The organism is Streptomyces sp. bgisy027 (assembly GCF_057710365.1).
The window spans coordinates 15728-31231 of sequence record NZ_JBYIVZ010000014.1 but is presented as its reverse complement, the minus strand read 5'-3'; the positions used below and the strand labels follow the sequence as shown (position 1 = coordinate 31231).

The 15504-nt window shown below is 70.7% G+C and carries 15 protein-coding genes and 2 pseudogenes; 7 read left to right on the top strand and 10 right to left on the bottom strand.

The window, feature by feature from the left end:
* Position 1: 1 nt before the first annotated feature.
* The 6 genes and pseudogenes from AC3ETA_RS16355 to AC3ETA_RS16330 form a co-directional block, all read right to left on the bottom strand.
* A complete protein-coding gene (locus AC3ETA_RS16355; RefSeq protein WP_432193610.1) occupies positions 2-220 on the bottom strand; it encodes a CbtB domain-containing protein in 219 nt (72 codons plus the stop codon).
* 298 nt (positions 221-518) lie between these two features.
* Complete coding sequence (locus AC3ETA_RS16350; RefSeq protein WP_432193609.1) at positions 519-1268, bottom strand: DUF1775 domain-containing protein; 750 nt, start codon at positions 1266-1268, stop codon at positions 519-521.
* A gap of 48 nt (positions 1269-1316) precedes the next feature.
* On the bottom strand, positions 1317-2006 hold the full coding sequence (locus AC3ETA_RS16345; RefSeq protein WP_432193608.1) for a hypothetical protein: 690 nt from the start codon (positions 2004-2006) through the stop codon (positions 1317-1319).
* Positions 2007-2069: 63 nt separating this feature from the next.
* Positions 2070-2207 (bottom strand): annotated as a pseudogene (locus AC3ETA_RS16340) (DUF3093 family protein); the annotation flags it as partial.
* Positions 2206-2664: pseudogene (locus tag AC3ETA_RS16335) on the bottom strand (DUF5990 family protein); the annotation flags it as partial. The pseudogenes AC3ETA_RS16335 and AC3ETA_RS16340, both read right to left, overlap by 2 nt.
* On the bottom strand, positions 2661-3677 hold the full coding sequence (locus AC3ETA_RS16330) for an alkylmercury lyase family protein (RefSeq protein WP_432193607.1): 1017 nt from the start codon (positions 3675-3677) through the stop codon (positions 2661-2663). The gene AC3ETA_RS16330 and the pseudogene AC3ETA_RS16335, both read right to left, overlap by 4 nt.
* An 84-nt stretch (positions 3678-3761) precedes the next feature.
* On the opposite strand from AC3ETA_RS16330, the gene AC3ETA_RS16325 reads away from it, so the two are divergent.
* Together AC3ETA_RS16325 and AC3ETA_RS16320 are read left to right on the top strand one after the other, a co-directional pair.
* Entirely contained in the window at positions 3762-4169 is a 408-nt protein-coding gene (locus AC3ETA_RS16325) for a heavy metal-responsive transcriptional regulator (protein ID WP_432193606.1), read from the top strand.
* 47 nt (positions 4170-4216) lie between these two features.
* The gene (locus AC3ETA_RS16320; protein ID WP_432193605.1) at positions 4217-4732 is read left to right on the top strand and encodes a hypothetical protein; all 516 of its coding nucleotides are present in this window, start codon (positions 4217-4219) and stop codon (positions 4730-4732) included.
* Positions 4733-4818: 86 nt separating this feature from the next.
* On the opposite strand, the gene AC3ETA_RS16315 is transcribed toward AC3ETA_RS16320, so the two are convergent.
* Positions 4819-7449 carry an AMP-binding protein gene (locus AC3ETA_RS16315; protein WP_432193604.1) on the bottom strand — a complete coding sequence of 877 codons (2631 nt, stop codon included), beginning with the start codon at positions 7447-7449 and terminating at the stop codon, positions 4819-4821.
* A 185-nt stretch (positions 7450-7634) separates the two neighbouring features.
* Here AC3ETA_RS16315 and AC3ETA_RS16310 point away from each other — a divergent pair, with 185 nt between their 5' ends.
* From AC3ETA_RS16310 to AC3ETA_RS16300, 3 genes are all read left to right on the top strand, one after another.
* The gene (locus AC3ETA_RS16310; protein ID WP_432193603.1) at positions 7635-8681 is read left to right on the top strand and encodes an iron ABC transporter substrate-binding protein; all 1047 of its coding nucleotides are present in this window, start codon (positions 7635-7637) and stop codon (positions 8679-8681) included.
* 108 nt (positions 8682-8789) lie between these two features.
* Positions 8790-10337, top strand: coding sequence for an ABC transporter permease (locus AC3ETA_RS16305; RefSeq protein ID WP_432193720.1), 1548 nt, complete (start codon positions 8790-8792; stop codon positions 10335-10337).
* On the top strand, positions 10334-11386 hold the full coding sequence (locus AC3ETA_RS16300; RefSeq protein WP_432193602.1) for an ABC transporter ATP-binding protein: 1053 nt from the start codon (positions 10334-10336) through the stop codon (positions 11384-11386). The genes AC3ETA_RS16305 and AC3ETA_RS16300 overlap by 4 nt, the downstream gene beginning before the upstream one ends.
* Positions 11387-11451: 65 nt before the next feature.
* Here the strand turns inward: AC3ETA_RS16300 and AC3ETA_RS16295 are convergent, their stop codons facing one another.
* Positions 11452-11691, bottom strand: a complete 240-nt coding sequence (locus tag AC3ETA_RS16295; RefSeq protein WP_432193732.1) for a DinB family protein — start codon at positions 11689-11691, stop codon at positions 11452-11454.
* 365 nt (positions 11692-12056) lie between these two features.
* Between AC3ETA_RS16295 and AC3ETA_RS16290 the strand changes: the two genes are divergently transcribed.
* Positions 12057-13586 (top strand): FAD-dependent monooxygenase, encoded by a 1530-nt coding sequence (locus AC3ETA_RS16290; protein ID WP_432193600.1) that lies wholly within the window; start codon positions 12057-12059, stop codon positions 13584-13586.
* 76 nt (positions 13587-13662) lie between these two features.
* On the opposite strand, the gene AC3ETA_RS16285 is transcribed toward AC3ETA_RS16290, so the two are convergent.
* Together AC3ETA_RS16285 and AC3ETA_RS16280 are read right to left on the bottom strand one after the other, a co-directional pair.
* Positions 13663-14325, bottom strand: a complete 663-nt coding sequence (locus AC3ETA_RS16285; protein ID WP_432193599.1) for an arsenate reductase ArsC — start codon at positions 14323-14325, stop codon at positions 13663-13665.
* Entirely contained in the window at positions 14318-15013 is a 696-nt protein-coding gene (locus AC3ETA_RS16280) for an arsenate reductase/protein-tyrosine-phosphatase family protein (RefSeq protein ID WP_432193598.1), read from the bottom strand. Before AC3ETA_RS16280 ends, AC3ETA_RS16285 begins: the two co-directional genes overlap by 8 nt.
* Before the next feature lie 191 nt (positions 15014-15204).
* Here AC3ETA_RS16280 and AC3ETA_RS16275 point away from each other — a divergent pair, with 191 nt between their 5' ends.
* The gene (locus AC3ETA_RS16275) at positions 15205-15366 is read left to right on the top strand and encodes a hypothetical protein (protein ID WP_432193597.1); all 162 of its coding nucleotides are present in this window, start codon (positions 15205-15207) and stop codon (positions 15364-15366) included.
* Positions 15367-15504 lie beyond the last annotated feature (138 nt).

The following is a 15504-nucleotide window of genomic DNA, read 5'->3' as shown; positions in this document are numbered from 1 at the left end:
GTCAGTGGCAGGGGAAGCCGAGGAGGTGGCGGGCGTCGTGCACCCACTCGTGCACACCCTCACCGGAGACCACGGCAGTGGCACTCTGCTCGGCGCCGACGAAGTACAGCAGGACCAGCATCAGGACGCCGAAGAAGACGGCCCACGGGACAATCGCGCGCAGCGGCAGCGGCGTGAGGGTCTGGGCGGTGGGGGTGGGGGCAGCGGTGGACTGCGCCATGGCGAGACCTCCTCGGGAACATCGCGTCCCGCATCGTGTGGAGCACTCGACGACAGCGTTGGGTCTGACTCACCCCCCATGCCTCGTCGGCTGGGTGGCACACAGTGGCGCGACCGTGCCGGGCTTTCACCGGCTTCCGTGGCGCTGTCGTCCTTGTCGCCCCAGATGGTAGGGGCAATACGAACTTCGGCCAACATGGCGTACTTCACCTACTGAAGCGTTGTTGCGGTGTTCGCGCCTGGTCCGCGCGCCTCTGTGGGGCGAAAGTGATTCCGCCCCACAGAAACGCCTGGGGGGATCAGCTAGGCGGCGAGGCAGTGCGTCGCTTCACCAGCCACCACGCACCGCCACCCACGACGAGCAGCGCCACGATCACTCCGCCGATGATCAGGCCCGTGGAGTCGCTGTCGTCTTCCTCGGCCCCCTTGGTGTCGGAGTCGGAGTCGGAGCCCGCGGCCGCGACGTCCGACTCGGTGGCCGTCGGGGTCGGGGTCGGCGTCTCGCTCTCCGTCGGGCTGGCGCTCGGGCTGGGGCTCACCGGCTTGGCCCCAGGCGCCGCGGCCTTCAACTCCAGTACGGGAGCGGGCTGTTCGGGATCCGCGCCACCGTCAGGCAGCTCGATCCAGCGCGAGACCTTGCCGTCGCTGTAGGTCTCGATCGTCTTGAACGCGATCTCCTTCGCGTCCGGCAGCTGCCGCACCTTGATCTTGTACTCGGCGTCGACGCCGGTCTTCAGAGCGGAACCGCCGACGGTGTATCCATCGTCGGTGGCCTTCAACTTCCAGCCCTTGGGGGCTTCTTCGAGCGTGACGTCGCCGGGGGCGATGCCTTCGGGCAGCACAATGCGCAGCTCCGTGAAGCCCGCGCTGTCGGACTCGGCTTCGGAGACGAAGCTGAGGGTGGCGTTCTCGGCCAGGGCCTGGGCCTTGTCGGCCTCGACCTCCGCGTGCGCGGCGGCCGGTGCGGCCAGGGCCAGCGTGGCTGTCAGGGCGACGGCACCGGCGAGAGCGATACGGCGCCCCGTACGGGCCACGGGGTGCGTGGACATGGACACAGGGGAACTCCTTGCTGATACGGGATGAGCCTGTCCCGTGGACTACCGGGACCGGGTGACGGGCTGGAGGTACACCCGCCGCGGTGGTCCCCTGCGCACCACCGCGTGTTCCAGTACGTCGTCCCATGCCGGTGCAACCGCTTCGGAGGAAGCGCCCGGCGGCAGGCCGGGCAGCGTGAAGCCCGGCCTGCCGTTGCTGTGCACCTGTCGTGGCAGCACCTGAGAGAGGGCCGCGACGGCTGCCCTGGCGAGCGTCCCCAGGGCGCCTAGGGCAGCCGTAATCCGTGCGTCCGCCCGGTGCAGCAGCCAGGCACCGATCAGTGCGGCGACCACATGGACGGTCGTCATCGCCGTCCCGGCATGGTGCCAGACATGCCCGTCCCCCACCGCAGCCGTGACGTGTCCGGCGTGGGGTGCCATGCCCGTCGGGGTCTCGCTGTCCGCGTAGGACAGTGCGAGATGCAGAGCGCCCTGCGTCGCCAGCGTGCAAGCGACGGTCGCGGCCGGCGTGTAGCGGCGGCGTGCCAGCGGCCAGACCGCCGCGAACTGGGTGACGATCAACGTGCCCACCAGTCGCCAGGGCACCGTGCCGTCGGTGATCGCATGATGGCCGAAGGTCGCGAGCATGGTGCCGAGCACGGCGAACAGACCGGACCGCGCGCATGTCCCCGCGCGGCTGGTCCGGTGCTCTCCGGCACGTCCTTCGTGCCCGGTCACGTCATCACGCGGCACGGTCGCTCATCATTCCCTACCGGTTGGCACCCGTCCCAGAGATGGTCGTCCGACGCCACCGGGTCACGTTCGCGCGCCGAGCGCCTCGGCCAGCCGTTCGGGCGTTTGGGTGCAGAGGTAGACGTAGGGCGTGGGGTCGTCGGGGTCCACGACCTCGACGCGCACCGCGGTCGGGACGAAGCTGCGCATCACCATGAAAGATGTGTGGTGGAACGACGCGTGCGCACAGCGGTCCACCGCGGCCGTCGGTCAGGCCGAGACGGCCGACCAGAATGCCGGTGCGGACGGCGGCGTCGAGGATCTCGTCGGGTACGGCATCGAGCATCAGCTTGGCGCGGCGGAACATAGTGAATGCGCCGGAGTCGTCGACGGTGCCCCAGGACAGATAGATGAACCTCGCTCCTGGACGTCCCTGTACATGTGGGCCCTTCACGTCGGTGCCGTTGGGTGTGGCTGCCGTGGTGCACTCCAGGGTCCAGGTCGCGGAGGCGGCATCGCCGGGCTGCGGGTCGAGGAGTTCGGTGGGGCGGTCTCGGCGTTGCACGGCCACGTGGATGTTGCGGTACTCCGGAACGGCGTCGCCAGTGAATGCTTCAGGCGGGCAGGTGAGGCCGGGCAGGTCGACGGCGTCGATGCGGATGTGCATGCCGGCCATCATTCACTCCCTTGGTTGGGCTCGTGGGCCTCGGTCTGCTGCGGCACGCTGCCATCCGCCGGCTCCAGGAGGGCACCGAAGATGGATCGGCCCAGGGCCTCGGCGCGGGCTTGGTCGATGGTGATGCCGGTGTAGTCCGGGTGCTGCTCGGCCCAGGCGCCGGCAGCACGGCGGCTGGTGAAGAAGTTCAAGGCCCCGCAGGCGACGTCGGCGGCGGGGCCGGTGCAGGAGCGTTGACCGACGTACACCACGGCCGTGGCGGGCTGCCAGGCCACCTGCCCGCCGGTGGAAGTGACGGTGACGGCCTCGCCGGTGACCGGATCGGTCGAGGTGATCACGGCGTCGGTGTTGAGCATGTCCGGGATGCCGAGGGCGTCGATCGCGCACATCGCCCACACCTCGGGACCCTCGGCGAGCCGGACCCGGTGGGCGGTGGGGCTGACGGAGAAGGGGTAGGCGGCCTGGACACGGCCCTGCGCGTCGAGAGTGAGGAAGTCCTCGGCGGCCAGTTCGGCCAGTACCTCGCCCGGTTCGCGGCCGGAGTCGCAGGACACTTGCTCTAGGTCTGCGGCCTCAGGCGCCCGGCCGGTGCACGCGAACGATCGCAGGACTGCTTGCTGCGCAGCGCGCAGCCCTCCGGCCACGGGCGCCAGCCGACCGCGGCCACTTCGCCCCGCCGCGTCCAGGGGTAGACAGTCGCAGCCATCGTCGGCCTCAGCCATGTCCAGGACGCGACGCAGGTCGGCCACGCTCGGCGACCCCTCGGCCCGGCCGTCCCGGGCGCGGTACAGCCGGCAGGAGATGGAGGCGGCTGCACCACCGGGTACGGCGAAGTGGTCGACGCCGTCGATGAGGACGGTGGGGGAACCGGCCATACCGAGCAGGGCAGCCTGCGCCTCATCGGAGACCTCGACCACGTCCACCACGGCGGCCCTGCCGTCCAGCGCCTGGTCGATCCGCTCCCGGGCCAGGGGTGCATGGGGGCAGTCGGGGACTGTCAGAAGCGTGATGCGCATGGGCGCGTCCTCCCAGGTCACTGTGGATGCGACCGACGTTAGACCTTCCAGTGCACTGGAAGGTCAAGGCGTAGCCTCGGCGGTATGCGTATCGGAGAGCTGGCCGCAACGAACGACGTGACGCCGAAGACGATCCGCTTCTACGAGCAGGCCGGACTGCTGCCTGCCCCTGCCCGCACATCGGGCGGCTACCGCGACTACCCAGCCCAGACCGCCACACGGCTTGCGTTCATCCGCGACGCCCAGTCGGCCGGCCTCACACTCGCCGAGATCCGCTCGGTTCTCGCATTGCGCGACTCGGGCGAGGCACCGTGCGCCCACGTCACGGACCTGATCCAGCAGCACCTCGCGGACATCGAGCTGCGCATGGCCGAGCTGCGCAAGACTCGAACCGCCCTTCGCGGCCTGGCCGGACGCGCCGCCGCCACCGACCGGAGCACGTGCACAGATGCGGACATCTGCAACATCATCGGAACACCGGCAGACACATGACAACAAGGGATTATCACCCTCGCTGCTGACAATCCACGGTTGTCAGCATGAGCGCAGAGCCAGGGGTGGAGCAGCTCATCGCAGCGGCCCACGCCCGTGTCGGCACCGACGACGAACTCGCCCTGCTGGATGCCGTCATCGCCGTCACCCAGGACCTGTCCGGTCAGGCAGATGAGGCCGTCGACCAGGTTGTACGGCAGGTGCGTGCTGCTGGGCACTCCTGGACGGTGATCGGCGAACGCCTCGGTGTCTCGCGGCAGGCGGCACGGCAGAAGTACGCCGACCGTGTCGGCCGCCTCACCGACCCGGCGCGGCGGCGGTCCTGTGAGGCGTTGCGGGCGGAGGCCGTACCGGTGCCCTCGGCCGCGTCGCCGCGCTACGGGTCGCTACGGCCTGTGTGCATGTCGACGCAGTGGACGCCGCGGCGGGGGCCAGAACGGCCGGTCCTCGTCGCCGCGGCCTTGCCCGGTCTCACCCTCTTCGCCCGCTGGCTCCCCGTGTACCGCACCGCCATGCCGGCCACGGACGACACGACGGCATCGCCCGGATGGCGACTGAGCTGACGCAGGGGATCACCTACACGACGACGTCCCCTGGACTACTGCATCAGCTGCCCTCGGCCGGGCTGCTCGCGGCCGAGGGCAGCTGGTCACAGCCACCGGGCTGTTCGGGCGGCCCGGGTCACGACCGCTGCGTAGGTGACGCCGAGCAGGAGGGAGGCGAGCAGGGCGGTGAGGGGGAAGTCCTCCTGGAGGTAGGGGTAGACCTGGTAGTGCGTCAGGTAGATGTAGAGGGAGCTGCTCGCCAGGACGCCTGCGAGGGCGCTGAGTGGGCCGATGCTGGGCAGGGTCGGCACCCAGATCAGCAGCCCCAGCCCGGCGATCACGATGGCGGTGCGCAGGGGCTGGTCCTGGAACAGGCCGGGCATGGTGAGCAGCAGCGCAGCTGTGAGCAGGGCCCGTTGTGGCACGGTGGTCGCCCGCGCGGCCGCCCACCCGAGTGCGAACAGCCAGAAGACCACAGAGGGGCTCAGCTGGGGGCGGGCGGACGCCAGGCCCAGCAGGTCGTAGCGGCCGATCAGGCCGACGGCCATGAGCGCCAGCGGCACGACGAACGCGTACCGCCGTTCCAGCCGGTCCAGCAGTGGTACGGCCATGAGGGCGGCGAGGACGACCAGGTAGTAGACCAGGGCTTCCACGAACCAGTAGGCCCAGTCGAAGCGGTCGTTCCCCTGGGATACCAGGGTGTTGAGGAGGACGGCGTTGGCCGGGTCGTAGAAGTCGGTCAGGACCACCGCGCCGGTGATCCACACCATGCTCGGTACCGCGATACGGGCGATGCTGCGCCACACGTGTCGTACGCGCTCGCGGCGTGCGGCGTCGGTCAGTTGGAAGCGGGCGAAGTTGTAGCCCGCGATGCCGATGAGGATGTGGGCGAAGCCCTTGATGCTGAAGACCTGGACGTGTGAGCCGACGATGAGGACGATCCCAACGGCGCGCAGGGCGATGCCGGTCTCCAGGGTGCGGCGCGTCTTCCAGGACTGCGGGGCCGTGAACGAACGCAGCGCCCGCATGAGACCCGAGGCCGGCTTCGTCTCGGGCCCGTCCTGTCCCTCCGGCCTCTCTGCAACGGGTGCCGCCAGGTCCCTCAGCTCACGGACGGTCTTGGTGTGCCAGTGGGTGGGCAGGTGGCCCAGCACCTCCTCCAGGCGCAGGGACATCTCGACGTAGCACAGGGAGTCGCCGCCCATGCTTGCGAAGCTGCTGGACTCGGTGACGTCGGTGCGGTCGAGGATCTCCGCAAAAAGGCGGCGCAGATCCGCACCGGTGCCGGTCGTCTCCTCCTGCTCCGGGCGCGTCAGGTGTCTTACGGCCTCGTAGTCGGGCTTTCCCGTGGCCAGGCGGGGAAGTTCGGAGAGGACCCCGACTCGAATCGCGCGGGCCGGGAGCCCGCACTCCTGTGCGACCAGTCGCCGGATCCGTGACTCTTCGTCGGCACCGCCAAGCGCGGCCACCGCGAGCGTCTCCCCGTCCCCCGCGCAGTACGCCGTGACCCCGTGTCCCTCCAGCAGGGTCTCCACTTGCTGCGGGTCGATCCGCAGCCCGAGGATTTTCGCGAAGCGGCTGCGACGGCCGACGATCTCGTACAGCCCGTCGGATGCGCGCCGGGCGAGGTCCCCGGTGTGCAGTTCCTGCACGGTCCGGCCGAGGGCGAGGTCGGCCGGGCTCTCGGCGTAGCCAAGCATCACGTTCGGCCCCGAGTAGACCAGTTCGCCGACTTCGGGGCCTTCACCGTCGACCGGCTGCAACCGGAAGGAGCCGCCGGGTATCGGCACACCGACGGCTTCGGGGCGCTGGGCGGCGAGGTGCGGCGGAAGGTAGGCCATGCGGGCCGTTGCCTCGGTCTGGCCGTACATCACGAATAGCTCCCAGCCGGAGCTGCGGCCCAACTCGGCGTACCAGGCGACTCGTTCGGGCGCCAGTCGGCCCCCGGCCTGGGTGACGCGGCGCAGGTGCGGAAGCTGTATCCGCTCGAAGCCGATCCGGTCGAGCAGGTCGAAGGTGTAGGGCACCCCGGCGAGTGAAGTGCCGCGCGCGGCTCGGAACTCCTCCCAGAAGGCGGCGTCGGACACCGACCGCTCGGTGAGGATCAGGCCGGCCCCGCGCAGCAGGTGGCTGTGGATGACGGACAGGCCGTAGCAGTAGTGCATGGGCAGCGTGGTGGCCGCGCGGTCGCTGTCGTCGATGCCGAGGTAGGTGGCGATGGACTCGGCGTTGGCCTGGAGGTTGTCGTGGGAGAGCCGTACCAGTTTGGGCGAGCCGGTCGAGCCGGAGGTGCTGAGCAGCAGGGCGAGGTCGGGGTGGAGGGTGTGGGCGGTCTCGGGGTGCCGTTCGTCGAGGGCCCATGTCCCGTCGGCGTGGGGGCGGGCGATGACGTCGGGGGCGTATGCCTCGGTCAGCGAGCGGATCGTGCTCTCGCTGTCGCCGGGGACGAGCAGGACGGGGTGACCGGCGGCCAGGGCAGCCAGGTATGTGACGAGCGCTTCGGCGCGGTTGGCGCCGGCCAGTAGCACCAGTCTCCGTACGGGCCCGAGGCGTTCGGCGATGACAGTAACCCGGTCGGCCAGCTGGCGATATGACAGCTCTTCGTCCGGCGTGATGAGCGCGACGCGGTCGCCGTGCACCGCGAGCCCGCGCGCGAAGGGCGCGGTTTTCGGCCACAGTACGGGTGGTGAGTGGGGGACGGCAGGTGCCGGGAGGGATCCGGAGAGGTGGATCACGGGGCGCGCCCTTTCCGCGGCAACGTCCGCTGCCAGCACATGGCCCTTGACGATTAGGTAAGCTTTACCTTATTCATAGCATGGTCATAATCAAGCCACAGCAGAGACACAGGATCGCTTCGCCCCCCGCTCCGCACCGACGTGACCGGCGGCGTACAGGCGAGCCCCGTAGGAAGGCACACACCATGCGACGCCCCTCGGTTCGCCGGATCACCGCGCTGCTCGCGGCCGGCCTGTTGCTCCCCGCCCTCGCGGCGTGTGGCTCCGACGACAAGGACAGCGCAGGTGCGGGTGGCGACTCCGGCCTCGTCATCTACTCCGGCCGCAACGAGAAGCTGGTCAAGCCGATCCTCGACAAGCTGGAGAAGGCCGTCGGCACCAAGGTGGAGGTGCGCTACGGTGACAGCGCCGAACTGGCCGCGCAGATCCTGGAGGAGGGCGACCGCACCAAGGCCGGGCTGTTCTTCTCCCAGGACGCCGGCGCGCTGGGCGCCCTGTCCAGGGAGGGCATGCTGCAGGAGCTGCCCACGGCCAGCCTGGACAAAGTCGACGAGGCCTACCGTGGCTCCGAGGGCGACTGGGTGGGTCTTTCAGGGCGCGTCCGCGTGATTGCCTACAACCCGGACAAAGTCGCCGAGGGCACGGTCCCGGACAGCGTCTTCGACGTGGTCGAGCCGGAGTGGAAGGGCAAGGTCGGCTTCGCGCCCACCAACGCCTCCTTCCAGGCGTTCGTCACCGGCATGCGGGTCCTCAAGGGCGACGACGCCACCCGAATATGGCTGGAGGGCCTGAAGGCGAACGGCGCCAAGACGTACGCCCACAACCTCGCCACCCTGGACGCCGTCGAGGCCGGCGAGGTCGAACTCGGCCTGGTCAACCACTACTACTGGTACGAGCGGGTCGCCGAGAAGGGCGAGGACAAGGTCAACTCCAAGCTGCACTTCCTGCCCGGCAAGGACCCCGGCGCGCTGATCAACGTCGCCGGAGCCGGCATCCTCAAGGACAGCGGGCAGAGCGCCACCGCCCAGAAGGCCGTGGACTACCTGCTGTCGAAGGAGGCGCAGACCTACTTCGCGGACACCACGAAGGAGTACCCGCTGGCCGCGGGCGTCACCAGCACCGTGGAGGGCCTGCCGCCGTTCGAGTCGCTCCAGTCTCCCGACATCGACCTCGGCAAGCTGGAGTCCCTCCAGGAGACGCTGGCCATGCTCCAGGACGTCGGACTGGTCTGACCCGCCGTGCGTCGTACATCGCCGTTCACCTCGCGCCCGACCGGAGCCCAGGCCCCGGGCGGGCCCGAACACGAGGCACACCGGGGCCGACCGGCCCGCTCACTCCGCATCCGCGGAAGGGCGTCTACGCCACGCAGAGCGCGTACGGCCGACCGCAGGCCACCGCTGGTCCTGCTCGTCCCCGCCTGCGTGGCCGCCCTCTTCGCTCTGCTGCCCCTCGGCTACCTCGCCGTCCGCGCCTTGGAACGCGGCCCGGCCTACGCCTGGGACATCGTCGCCGACGAACGCACCCTGGACCTCCTCGGCCGCAGCCTCGGTCTGACCGCCGTGGTCGTGGCGGCCTGCCTCGTGCTGGGGATCTCGTTGGCCTGGCTGACCGTGCGCACCGCACTGCCCGGAGCCCGCGCCTGGTCGGTGCTGGCCACCCTGCCGCTGGCCGTGCCCAGTTACGTCGCCGCGTTCGCCTGGCTGTCGGCCGAGCCGGACCTCGCCGGGTTCGGCGGAGCGGCATTGGCCCTGACGCTGGTCAGCTTCCCGTACGTGCATCTGCCGGTCGCCGCCGCACTGCGGGGCATCGACCCGGCACAGGAGGAGGCCGCACGCTCCCTCGGGCTCGGGCCGCTGCGGACGTTCGTCAGGGTCACGCTTCCGCAACTGCGGCCGGCGGCCGCGGGCGGGGCGCTGCTCGTCGCGCTGTACGTGCTCTCCGACTTCGGCGCGGTGTCACTGATGCGGTACGACACCTTCACCCGGGCCATCCACACCTCCTACCGCGCCTCATTCGACCGGACCCCGGCCGCCGCCCTCAGCGTGGTGCTGGTCGTGATGACCATCGCGCTGGTGGCCGCCGAGGCCCGTACGCGCGGACGCGCCGGGCACGCCAGGACCGGTGCGGGCACCGCCCGCCCGGCGGTCCCGGTCGCCCTCGGCCGGTGGCGGCCGCTCGCCCAGCTGTGGTGCGGGGCGGTGGTGGCCGTGGCCGTCGCCTTCCCGCTGGGCACCCTCGGCTACTGGCTGGCCGTCGGCAGCTCGGCCACCTGGGACCTCGGCGGACTCGCGGAGACGGCCGGGGCGACGCTCGGGGTCGCGGCGGCGGGAGCCGGTCTGACCACGATCCTCGCCCTGCCGGTCGGGGTGATCGCCGCCCGGCACAGGGGCCGCGGCGCCCGTCTGCTGGAGCAGGCCGCGTACGCGGGGCACGCACTGCCCGGCATCACCGTTGCGCTCGCCCTGGTGTTCTTCGCCGTGCGCTACGCCTACCCGCTGTACCAGCAACTCCCGCTGCTGGTCTGCGCCTACGCGGTCCTCTTCCTGCCGGTCGCGGTGGCCGCCACCCGCGCGGCCGTGCTCCAGGCGCCACCCGTCCTGGAGGACGTGGCCCGCTCACTCGGGCGACGGCCGTGGCAGGTCCTGCGCGAGATCACCGTGCCGCTGGCCGCTCCCGGCGTGGCCGCCGGGGCGGCGCTCACCTTCGTGGTCTGCATGAAGGAACTGCCCGCCACCCTCCTCCTGCGCCCCACCGGCATGGACACCCTCGCCACCCGACTGTGGACCGAGACCGGCGCCGGATCCTTCGCGGCCGCCGCCCCGTACGCCGCCGTGCTGATTCTGCTGGCCGCCGTCCCCTCGTACCTCCTAGGCAGGCACCGGACATGAACGACACGAACGCACTGCACGTCGAAGGGCTCACCAAGTCCTACGGAGCCGGAGAGCCGGTTCTGCGTAGCCTCGAACTCACCGTCCCTGCAGGCGCGTTGGCGGCGGTCCTCGGCCCCTCCGGCTGTGGCAAGACCACGATGCTGCGAGTCGTCGCCGGGTTCCTGCGCGCCGACGCGGGCACCGTCCGACTCGGCGACCGGCTCCTGAGCGGGCCCGGCGTCCACCTCCCGCCGGAGCGGCGCCGTATCGGTATCGTGCCCCAGGAAGGCGCCCTCTTCCCGCACCTGAGCGTGGCCCGCAACGTCGCCTTCGGACTGACCGGCATCGACCGGGCCGAACGGCGGCGCATCACCGAGGAGATGCTCGAACTCGTCGGCCTCGCGGGCTACGGCGACCGCATGCCGCACGAGCTGTCCGGCGGCCAGCAACAGCGCATCGCCCTGGCCCGCGCCCTCGCCCCACGACCCGGGCTCGTGCTCCTCGACGAGCCGTTCAACGCCCTCGACAGCGCGCTACGGGCGGGAGTGCGGGCGGACGTACGAGCCGCACTGCAGGCGACCGGCGCCACGGCCGTCCTCGTCACCCACGACCAGCAGGAGGCCCTGTCCACCGCCGACCTCGTCGCCGTCGTACGAGACGGCCGAGTCGCACAGTGCGCCACCCCCCAGGACCTCTACCGGCACCCCGCCGACCCCTGGATCGCCGGCTTCGTCGGCGACGCCGTGCTACTCCCCGGGACTGTCGAAGGCGACGGCATGGCCCTGACCGCCCTGGGTCCTGTACCCCTCGCTGCTCCGCCCGAAGGGCTACGCACCGGCACAGTCCTGCTCCGCCCGGAACAACTCCTCTTGACGGACACGGACTCCGAGGGCTCAGTCGGGGGCACGGTGACCGATGTCGCGTACTACGGCCACGACGCCATGGTCACCGTGACCGTCCAGGGTCACGACACCCCGGTCGGCATCCGCGTCGTGGGCCCTCTGGCCATCCGCCCGGGGGAGGAGACGGGCATCCGTGTCGTGGGCGAGGCCGGCCTCCACCCGTAGCCGCGGTCCACCACGCCCTCGTCTCGCCTGGGTCTGAGCCTGGGGCCGCTTTGGCGGCTTTTCGCCTAAATGAGTAGCTTTTTTGCGAGCAACTGAGCGCACTTGGCGGGATCGAGGTGTTCGTCCTGGCCGGTGGCACGTGCCAGGGCCCAGGTATGCATGAAGACATCGGCGGTGTAGAACCGGTAAACCGCCTGGTCCAGTGGGACCTCTCCGATGTGCGGGTCCGACAGGAGTTTGTGTGCGGTGGCCTGATCGTCGAGGAGGGCCTGCACGCCGTCGCTGTGCACCGCCCAGGCGGCCATCGGGTCTTGGTCCACCGACGGCCCTCGAGGTCATTGCGACCAACCTGGGGTCCCGGGCCCGCCGCGTTCTCAACGACCTCGGCGTCGACGTGGCAGACATCAAGCGCCGACTGCACACCACGTCAGTGTCCCCCGCACTGCCTTCGGCTGGCGGGCCCGTCGCAAACGCCGCCCGGACGACATCTCTGCTCGCTGCTCCTTCAGCGGCAAACCGGAAGGCGAGGAGCGCCGGCTTGGTCTCCGGCCCGGACGTGTGGATCTGCGCGGACTGCGTCGTGCTGTGCGGCGAGATTCTTGCCCAGCCTGCGGGCGTCGGATCCACGTAGGATTCGGTCGACAAAGCGATCGAGCACTACCGTGGATCCATGGCGGCACCCTTGGATGTGCTGGTGGTCGGCGCGGGGCCCACCGGGCTCGCGTTGGCCGCACAACTGCGTGCCTACGGCGCCTCGTTCCGGATCGTCGACCGCTCTGTCGACCGAGTCCGTGAGTCGCGCGCGCTGGCCATCCAGCCACGCACGCTGGAGGCACTCACCCCGTTCGGGGTGACCGGCGAGCTGATGGGACGCGGCAACCCCGCGATAGAGGTGAGGATGCATCTGCCCCGGCATGTGGTGCAGCTGCCGTTGTTCGACATCGGGCTGGCCGACACCGCGTACCCGTTCCTGCTGTTCCTCTCCCAGGCGGAGACCGAAAGCGTCCTCTCCGAGCATCTGCTAGATCAGGACGTGGACGTGGAGCGAGGCACGGAGCTGGTGCATCTGGAACGCACGGGCGCGTTCGTCACCTGTCGGCTCCGCCGCGAGGGCGGTGTCGAGGAGGCCGTCGAGGCGACGTACGTCGTGGGCTGCGACGGTGCGCACAGTACGGTGCGGGCCCAAGCGGGCATCGGCTTCGAAGGGTACGCCTATCCGCAGACTTTCCTGCTTGCCGATCTGGAGGTCGATGGGCTGGAGCCCGGGGCGGTGCACGCGTACATGGCCGGGGCCGGTGTGCTGTTCTTCTTCCCGCTCGGCTCGCCGGCCACCTGGCGAATGCTCACGATGCGGCCACCGAGGGCCCCGGACACACCGGTGGACCTCGGGCTGCTTCAGGAGATCACTGACCAATACGCCGGTGTTCGGCTTGCGTTGCGTGACCCGGTGTGGATGACCGACTTCCGTCTCCACAACCGGGGAGCTGCCCGCTACCGGTCAGGACCGTTCTTCCTCGCCGGGGATGCCGCCCACATCCACAGCCCGGCCGGCGCCCAGGGCATGAACACCGGCATCCAGGACGCCCTCAACCTGGGCTGGAAGCTCGCCCTCGTGAGCCGGGGAAGGGCCCCTGAGGAATGGCTGGGGACGTACGAGGCCGAGCGCGCTCCGGTCGGCCGCAGCGTGCTGCGCTTCACCGACAAGGCGTTCACCATCGCTACCAGCAGCAACCCGGTCATCCGCTTCGCCCGCACCCGACTCGCTCCGCGCCTGGCCCCGCTGGCCCTGTGGGCCACCGTGCCCCGCAGACTGCTCTTCCGCACGGTGTCGGAGCTGGGCATCCACTACCGCCACAGCCCTGCCACCACCGCCGGCCCACTGTCGCCGAGGCGCGGTCCGCGCGCGGGTGACCGGCTGCCCGACCTGCCGCGCGGACTCCAAGCGCGGACCTCCGGGCCCGGGTGGCACCTGCTCCTGTCCGGGCCCCCGGCGCTCTGGGGCGATGAACGGCTCGTCTCGCTGCTGGATGGACGGAACGACCTGGTCAACGTGCACCGGCTCGGCGATGAAAGCCCGTGGACGACCGTGACCCACGGGCTCGTGCGCCCTGACGGCCACCTCGGCTACGCCGCTCGCGGCGCCCACCTGGAAGGTCTGCGCGCCTACCTCGACAGGTGGCTACCCGCAGAGCACCGATAAGGACCCGCGCGTCCGTGGCCGCAGCCAGCCCGGACTCCCGGAGCGGTTTCCGGCACCCTGCGTACTCTGGGCGCGGTCAGTGCTGTGCGGGGACGCCGAGGTCGTCGAGAAGCCCCCGGACGCGCCGCTCGATCTCGTCGCGGATGGGGCGGACGTCGTCGACGGTCTTGCCCGCGGGGTCGTCGAGGGTCCAGTCGAGGTAGCGCTTGCCGGGGAAGACGGGGCAGGCGTCGCCGCAGCCCATGGTGACGACGACGTCGGCGGCGCGGACGATCTCGTCGGTCCAGGGCTTGGCGAACTCGCGGGAGATGTCGATGCCGCGCTCGCTCATCGCGTCGATGGCGGACGGGTTGATCTCGTAACCGGGTTCGGAGCCGCCCGACCAGGCCACCGCGCCGTCGCCGGCCAGGTGCTGGAAGAAGCCCATGGCCATCTGGCTGCGGCCGGCGTTGTGGACGCAGAGGAAGAGCACGACGGGCTTGCCGTCGGTGATGTGGCCTTCGACCTTGGCCAGGGCGTGCAGGCGCTGGCGGGCGAAGCGTTCGGCGAGCAGGGGGAGGAAGTTGGGGATGGTGCTGCGGCCGGCGAACTGGTCGTAGCTGGAGTGCAGGAACCGTTCGATGGTCTCCTCACCGAAGATTCCGTCGAACCGGCGGCGGAGGTGGCCGGCGGCGGTGCGCAGCGCGAGTTGCTGGTCGATGCTCAGGTTGCGGGGCGGGAAGGACGCGGTCTCAGTCATCGCTGCCTCCAGGCGGGCGGACGGCGGGCGCCAGCCGGTCGACCCGGTCGGCGAGATCACTCAGGGCGTCGGCGAAGGCGTCGTCGGTGCCGGTGCGGGTGGGATCGGGAACGGACCAGTGCAGGCGGTCCGGGATGCGGGGGCCGAGCTGTTCATGGGCGTGGTCGCAGACGGCGACCACGAGATCGTCCGGTTGCAGCGTGTCGTCGATGTGAGCGGTGCGGGCGGGTGCCAGCGAGAGGCCGTGCTTGCGGGCCGCCGCGACCGCGCGTGGGTGGATGCGCCGGGCGGGGTCCGTTCCTGCCGAGGCGGTCGGGATGGTGCTGTGCCGCTTCCAGAGGGCGGCGGCGAGGTGGGAACGGGCGGAGTTGTGGGTGCAGACGAACACCACGCGCGGCGCCCTCCGCAGGGGCGTGGGCATGGTGTCGGTCAGGGCCTGCACCCGTAGGTGCAGGTAGGTGCGCCGTCGGTCACCTTCGGAGCGGGTCCGCTCGATGAGGCCGACCTGTTCGAGCAGCTTGAGGTGGTGGGCCAGGAGGTTGCTGGGCAGGCCCAGGTCCTGGCCGAGTTCGCCGGGCGATGCGTCGCCCAGCAGCAGACGGTCGATGATCGCCAGGCGCGCGGGTTCCCCCAGCGCCGCGTGCCGCTGTGCTCGCGCCACCACCGAATCAGACCACTCAGCGTTCATTGACTCAATCTTCATTGAGTGAACTTCGACTGTCAATGGCTGTGTGAACCCAGAGGCGCGCACGCTCGGCGACCGTGGTGAGCGCCCTGGCCGCGTCCTCGTCGGCTCCGAGTGCCGCGGCGGCGAGAGCCAGTGCCTGCGGCGGCAGGGGGAGTTCACCCTGGCCTGTACCGGGGGCCGGGAGGGCCAGGGTGCCCGGCCCGATCACCCAGGACCGCATCCCGGTCGCGCCCCAGTACCCCGGCGAGACGGACGGCGCCAGCGCCGAGCAGCCGGGGTCGGCGTGGCCGGACGGGCCGGGAAAGCTGCCTCGGCCGTCGGTCGTGACGGTATGGAAGGAGCGCGGCCGGTAGATCCGGCGAAGGTGTTGTGGTGCGGGCGGCCGGAGCCTCCCGCGCCACGCCGCACTTGGGGTCGCGGAGAGGATCGGGTAGGCCGGATATGAGGGCGGCAGCCGGCAACAGCAGCCCGCTCAAGCCGGAGAAGGCGAT

What these genes read in the sequence shown, in the direction of transcription:
- AC3ETA_RS16285 (WP_432193599.1), bottom strand. Translation starts at nt 14,325, where the DNA reads ATGACTGAGACCGCGTCCTTCCCGCCCCGCAACCTGAGCATCGACCAG.
- AC3ETA_RS16325 (WP_432193606.1), top strand. Translation starts at nt 3,762, where the DNA reads ATGCGTATCGGAGAGCTGGCCGCAACGAACGACGTGACGCCGAAGACG.
- AC3ETA_RS16310 (WP_432193603.1), top strand. Translation starts at nt 7,635, where the DNA reads ATGCGACGCCCCTCGGTTCGCCGGATCACCGCGCTGCTCGCGGCCGGC.
- AC3ETA_RS16320 (WP_432193605.1), top strand. Translation starts at nt 4,217, where the DNA reads ATGAGCGCAGAGCCAGGGGTGGAGCAGCTCATCGCAGCGGCCCACGCC.
- AC3ETA_RS16350 (WP_432193609.1), bottom strand. Translation starts at nt 1,268, where the DNA reads ATGTCCACGCACCCCGTGGCCCGTACGGGGCGCCGTATCGCTCTCGCC.
- AC3ETA_RS16300 (WP_432193602.1), top strand. Translation starts at nt 10,334, where the DNA reads ATGAACGACACGAACGCACTGCACGTCGAAGGGCTCACCAAGTCCTAC.
- AC3ETA_RS16355 (WP_432193610.1), bottom strand. Translation starts at nt 220, where the DNA reads ATGGCGCAGTCCACCGCTGCCCCCACCCCCACCGCCCAGACCCTCACG.
- AC3ETA_RS16280 (WP_432193598.1), bottom strand. Translation starts at nt 15,013, where the DNA reads ATGAACGCTGAGTGGTCTGATTCGGTGGTGGCGCGAGCACAGCGGCAC.
- AC3ETA_RS16330 (WP_432193607.1), bottom strand. Translation starts at nt 3,677, where the DNA reads ATGCGCATCACGCTTCTGACAGTCCCCGACTGCCCCCATGCACCCCTG.
- AC3ETA_RS16295 (WP_432193732.1), bottom strand. Translation starts at nt 11,691, where the DNA reads ATGGCCGCCTGGGCGGTGCACAGCGACGGCGTGCAGGCCCTCCTCGAC.
- AC3ETA_RS16290 (WP_432193600.1), top strand. Translation starts at nt 12,057, where the DNA reads ATGGCGGCACCCTTGGATGTGCTGGTGGTCGGCGCGGGGCCCACCGGG.